Source organism: Plesiomonas sp. (assembly GCF_051650925.1).
Taxonomy (GTDB): domain Bacteria; phylum Pseudomonadota; class Gammaproteobacteria; order Enterobacterales; family CAMTGL01; genus Plesiomonas.
Genome location: NZ_JBOFRH010000192.1, coordinates 1 through 5,283, shown reverse-complemented (window position 1 = coordinate 5,283; position 5,283 = coordinate 1). Strand labels below are relative to the sequence as shown.

The window sequence follows — 5,283 nt, the reverse complement described above, 5'->3', positions numbered from 1 at the left end:
GGCTGCATCAGCGATTCTCCTCATCTGATGGCATACCGTTTGAGGTTGGCAATTCACTGCCAATAATCACTTCATCACCGGCTTGCAAACCGCTGGTGACTTCGGCATTAACATCATTACGCAAGCCTAAGGTAATTGGCTGAGCCACTTTCTTGCCATTTTCTAAGACATACACTTCCGCTTTATCACCGCTAATCGTACCGGTGATTGCCGACAGAGGAATGGTCAAGACATCGTTGCGCTCGCCTAATTCAATGGTGACTTGTGCGGTCATCGCCACTCGTAATGTGTGTTTGGGGTTTGGCACCTCAAATTGTGCGTAGTAGTAAACGGCATTATTGGTGGTACCTGAGGTGGCCGTATTGGCATCATTAATATTGGTGGGTGCTAATTCGATACTGCGCAGCACGCCCTGATAGCGAGTATCTGGATCGCCGAGTAGGGTGAAATACACCGGCATCCCTGCGCGGATCCGCGCAACATCGGCTTCAGAAATTTGCGCTTTGACCGTCATGGTATCCAAATTGGCCAACTTAAGCAGGGTGGGAACTTGCTGCGTCGACACCAAAGTCTGACCCTGTTTAGCGACCAAACTGAGTACTGTGCCATCCATCGGCGCCGTGATCCGGGTATAACCCAATTCAGTTTTTGCCGTTTCTACATTGATTTCTGCGGCGGTAATATCTGCCCGTGCGGTACTGACCTCAGCACGGCTCACTGCCTCGTTGGCGATCGCGTTGTCCAAATCGGTTTGCGAACCGGCTTGGCGTGCATAAATTTTTTGCTGGCGCTGTAAATTCAGAAGATTCAGACGTTGCTGCGCCTCGCGGGTTTGCAACGTCGCCCGTGCTTTGATGAGATCGGCTTCAGCTGCGGACAGTTTGTTCTGCGCCAATTTCGGATCTATTTCCGCTAGCAAGTCACCTTTTTTAACGCGCTGACCTTCGGTTACCAGCAGGCGTGTGATTTGCCCGGAGACCTGTGCACCAACATCCACTTGCTCATAGGCTTGCAGTACGCCAGTGGCTTGTACACTTTGCTGAATATGGTGTTTGGCGACCGTAGTGGTCAGATAAGTCTGCTTATCGCTGCTTGGCCAAAATCCCCAAATAAGACTCACCAGAATCAGTAAGATAATCAGTGCAATGAAGAGTTTACGGCGAGGTGTTGCGCGACCCATAGTTGATTCATCATATATAACAGAGATGCGCCATTATACGGGTAGCCATGCCGGAATCGAAAGGTCAAAGATCCGGCAGGGCTTTTCGGTTGTCGTGACGTATGGGTTATAGTGAGGTATAGCCGTATAACCAGTTCAACGAAGAGGGACGTGAAGCTCGCTCAGTATTATCCGCCGATTCCTCTTGGCACTCTTGCACAACGATATTGCTATTTTTAACCTGTCGTTTAACCGACTGCAGTGCATTATGTGGTATTGAAGTGGTTGGGATTTTCAAAATAAAGGAAATACCTAACTCGCAGCCTTTGGCTGCCAGCTTGCGCAGTTTCTTAAAATAAACCGAGCGAAAACAAGCCGGAGTAGCGGCAAAAGAAACCGTCTTGATCGACATATTGAAAATGATATCCAGACTTTGGTATAGCTCGTCTAAATCTTGTGCGTCTTTAACCGGTTCGTCTGATTCACTCGGGGCAACGAGAGCTTGAGTCGCATGCGAAGCATGTTCTGTTGAAACATGACATCGCGTAATTTTACCCGATTGATCAAAAATCAATTGGTACGCCAGTTTTGATGGCGATGAGAGATGAGTATCTGTAGCCAAGATGGTATCCCGCAGCTTCTTGTTTATGGGTGTCACTTTACAGCGTAGCTGGTATTTCTATATATGCCACACCGTTACGTTAATTAGGTTTTGCTGTGACATTATTACTGCGAGTTACTGATGTTTATAGATGAGCAGGTGAATAGCGCTATTCACTCTATAAATAGATCCTTTTGCGGCAAAGCACGCTCAGAATAACATGATGATATGTAATCCTTTTCCTTTTTGGCACTCAACAGCCTTACGCCAAAGCATAATTAGTATTATGCGAAGAATATTTATTCTGTTGTTGATACATGTCAAACAACGTAGCTATATGACATTATGGATGTATCTTTAAAAATATAAAACTAACTGTTATGTAATATAGCTACTAATTTCAGATCACTGATTAATTCTATTAATTATGTGTTTTTTTATAAATTCTGCGCATGTGACAGGTTTACCAAAGAAATACCCTTGTAAAAAATTAACCTCCAATGCTTGCAAATGACGAATTTGCGTCATGGTTTCAACCCCCTCAGCAACAGTGATAAGTTTCAAACGGTTTGCCAAATCAATCACGTTATTCACAATATGCTCAGCAGGAGAATTCTCCCCAATCATCTTGATAAACATTTGGTCAATCTTCAACGCATCAATATGAAAGGTTTGCAAGTAAGAGAGACTAGAATTACCCGTGCCAAAATCATCCAACGCAAATAAAATACCCAGATCATGTAGTTCAGTGAAAATCTCACGCGTCATGGGATTGTCAGTGAGCATTTCACGTTCAGTTATTTCTAATACCAGCGTGATCGCGCCTTGTGGGAAGGCCGCCAGAAAATTACGGCAATCAGTCACAATGTCTTTATTTTTGAAATGGGTATAGCTGATATTAAAGCCAAAATGAAAATTGGGCGGTAGCAGCGCTTCTTGCGCCGCGAAAATGGTACGCACCTGATGCATGATGCTACGCGTCATCGGTACAATTAACGCACTTTCTTCGGCTAATGGAATGAACTGATTCGGCGGGATCAACCCTAATTGCGGATGTTGCCAACGCATCAGTATCTCACAGCCATGCAAACCAAAGTCTTGACTACGTACAATCGGTTGCATGTAAGGGACAAACTCATTTTGCGCTACTGCACGCGCCAGCATGCTAATCGGTGAAACCACTCGGCTGAGATAACGGTAAGTAATGTACGCGAACAGCAACCCAATCAAAATGAAGACTGCGATACTAGCATGAGAATTATCGATAGCGTACCAAAGCAGCTTACGACTGGAGATCTGCGTTAGTACCTCATACGGGTAGTGATCCGACTCCATAACTTGGGTAATTTTCTTCTGTGGCAAAGGGCCGCTATGCACAGTGCCATCGGCAGTCATCCACTTATTTCCAATACGCACCACTATTTGTAAGTGATTGCTGAGTAAATTCAGCGTCTGATGCAAATACAAACCATCAATGCCGACCAGTACGGCAAGCCTATCAGGCCCTGTATGGCGAAAGGCTATCAGCGGCGAGCCAGGCGTCACTGAGCTGCCATTCATCAAATACAATTTGCCTTCGTAATAATTGGCCAGCTCAAAATCAGAATTCTTTTTCCCTGACAGGATCGTGCAATAAATATTATTATCTAAAGCAATATTTACATTCCTGACATAAGGAATCGTGATTACCTGATAAAGCATCTTCTTTAGCATGGCATCAGAGCAGCTTAGGTCTGCTGACGAAGCGATATTGTTAGCGGCCTGTTCCGCTCGCTCAAAAATATAGTCAAACTGGGTTATTGCAATCTGCAACCTACGTTCAGTTTCTTGTTTTAGTTCAGTTTTTGCTTGCCATACAATTGCCATCCATCCGACCGAAATCATTAGAATGAAAACAAGTAAGGCAATGAAAATACGACTAACCAGACTTTTTTTAACGAGTTCAATCATTCTTTTTTAGCAAGTTAGTAAGAAATAAAACAAAGGGGATGATATTTTTTACGAGTATACGTTAACTGTGATGTCAATTCATAAGGTTTTCTGAATGCATGTTCAAACGGTTTAATCATTTGAATTAAATAACACCGATTAACAATCAAATGGCGTAAAAAAAACAAATAACGACACGCAATTGACGGTATATTTCTAATTGTTTCAGCGGCATTTTGCAGTGAGAGTTAAGGTCAAAGCCCATATACAGGAATTTTCAAAAAAGAAGGCGCCATAAAAGGCGCCCTATTTTATAAATCATTGCTATGCATGCTAGTGCATTGCCGGGCGTTATGGAAACACTGACATAAACAAGAAAGTAGCAAATAACACGATGTGGGTAACCCCTTGCATGAGCGTTGTTTTACCGGTGCTAATGGTTTGGGTGCTCACCAATAAAGTCAACGCCAGCATGATTGTCTCTTTGGTATTCAGCCCCAGAGTCAGCGGTTGATCCAGATAGATAAAAATTGCTGCAACAGTAGGGATTGTTAGCCCAATACTGGCCAAGGCGGAGCCTAATGCGAGGTTCATACTGGTTTGTAATTGATTCGCTCTGGCCGCACGAAATGCGGAAATACTTTCCGGCATTAATACCAAGGCGGCAATAATAATCCCCACAACCGCTTGTGGTGCACCAATGATAGAAACAAACGCCTCTAATGTCGGAGAAAGCAATTTTGCTAACCCCACCACTGAGACTAAGCACACAAGCAACGCAAAAATATCTAGGACTAACCAGCCACCAGGGCTATGGCTTTCCTCTTCAATACTGACCTCATCTTCAACCGAACTAAACATAAAATACTCTTTATGTTTAACCGTCTGAATAAAAATGAACGACAAATATAGAACCAGCGACACAATACCGGCAAAAGCCAGCTGCGATGATGAAAACACCGGACCATCCGCAGAGCTGGTAAAATTCGGGAGGACGAGGGTTAAAACGCATAAGGCCGTCAAAACTCCAATGGCCGTGCTCGCGCCACGCTCCTGAAAGCCTTGCTCATTATGGCGTACACCACCAATGAACAGGCAAAAGCCGATAATGCCGTTAAGAATAATCATTACAGCAGAGAACACGGTATCTCTGGCCAAGGTGAGATCGCCAGCATTACCGTCGCCACTACCGGATAACATGATAGAGATAATGAGCGCAACTTCGATGACCGTTACAGCCAGGGCCAGCACTAATGTGCCCAGCGGTTCTCCCACCTTATGCGCAATTCGCTCAGCATAGTAAACCGCAGAAAATACCGCGTACATCAAGGCGATGGCCGTGAATGCGATCATCAGGGCCGAGTCGCTTCCGGTAGCATAAACAATGCCCAATGCACCTAATGAGAGGAGTGGAGAAGAGTGTTTTAGTTTTAGTTTCAATAGGTTGTCCTCAACGCGCGTTCATCAATTAAGGTTCACGGATCAAAACGGCAATGTACGAAGTAGAAATAGACGTTCCCAAAAACGCATACGTCACCCATGTCGGGCGCTCTTGGCTATTTGACAAGTTAGTTTGCATCGCCGCGGTCGTAAA

Annotated in this window: 4 protein-coding genes; all 4 read right to left on the bottom strand. The window is 44.5% G+C overall.

The window, feature by feature from the left end; translation table 11 throughout:
- Positions 1–7 precede the first annotated feature (7 nt).
- Complete coding sequence (macA, locus tag ACRC27_RS04715) at positions 8–1,180, bottom strand: macrolide transporter subunit MacA (protein ID WP_438639303.1); 1,173 nt, start codon at positions 1,178–1,180, stop codon at positions 8–10.
- Positions 1,181–1,286: 106 nt separating this feature from the next.
- Positions 1,287–1,781 carry a hypothetical protein gene (locus tag ACRC27_RS04710; RefSeq protein ID WP_152118216.1) on the bottom strand — a complete coding sequence of 165 codons (495 nt, stop codon included), beginning with the start codon at positions 1,779–1,781 and terminating at the stop codon, positions 1,287–1,289.
- 384 nt (positions 1,782–2,165) lie between these two features.
- Positions 2,166–3,710 carry an EAL domain-containing protein gene (locus ACRC27_RS04705; protein ID WP_438639302.1) on the bottom strand — a complete coding sequence of 515 codons (1,545 nt, stop codon included), beginning with the start codon at positions 3,708–3,710 and terminating at the stop codon, positions 2,166–2,168.
- Between the two features lie 330 nt (positions 3,711–4,040).
- Positions 4,041–5,129 (bottom strand): calcium:proton antiporter, encoded by a 1,089-nt coding sequence (locus tag ACRC27_RS04700; protein ID WP_039045016.1) that lies wholly within the window; start codon positions 5,127–5,129, stop codon positions 4,041–4,043.
- Between the last annotated feature and the right edge of the window lie 154 nt (positions 5,130–5,283).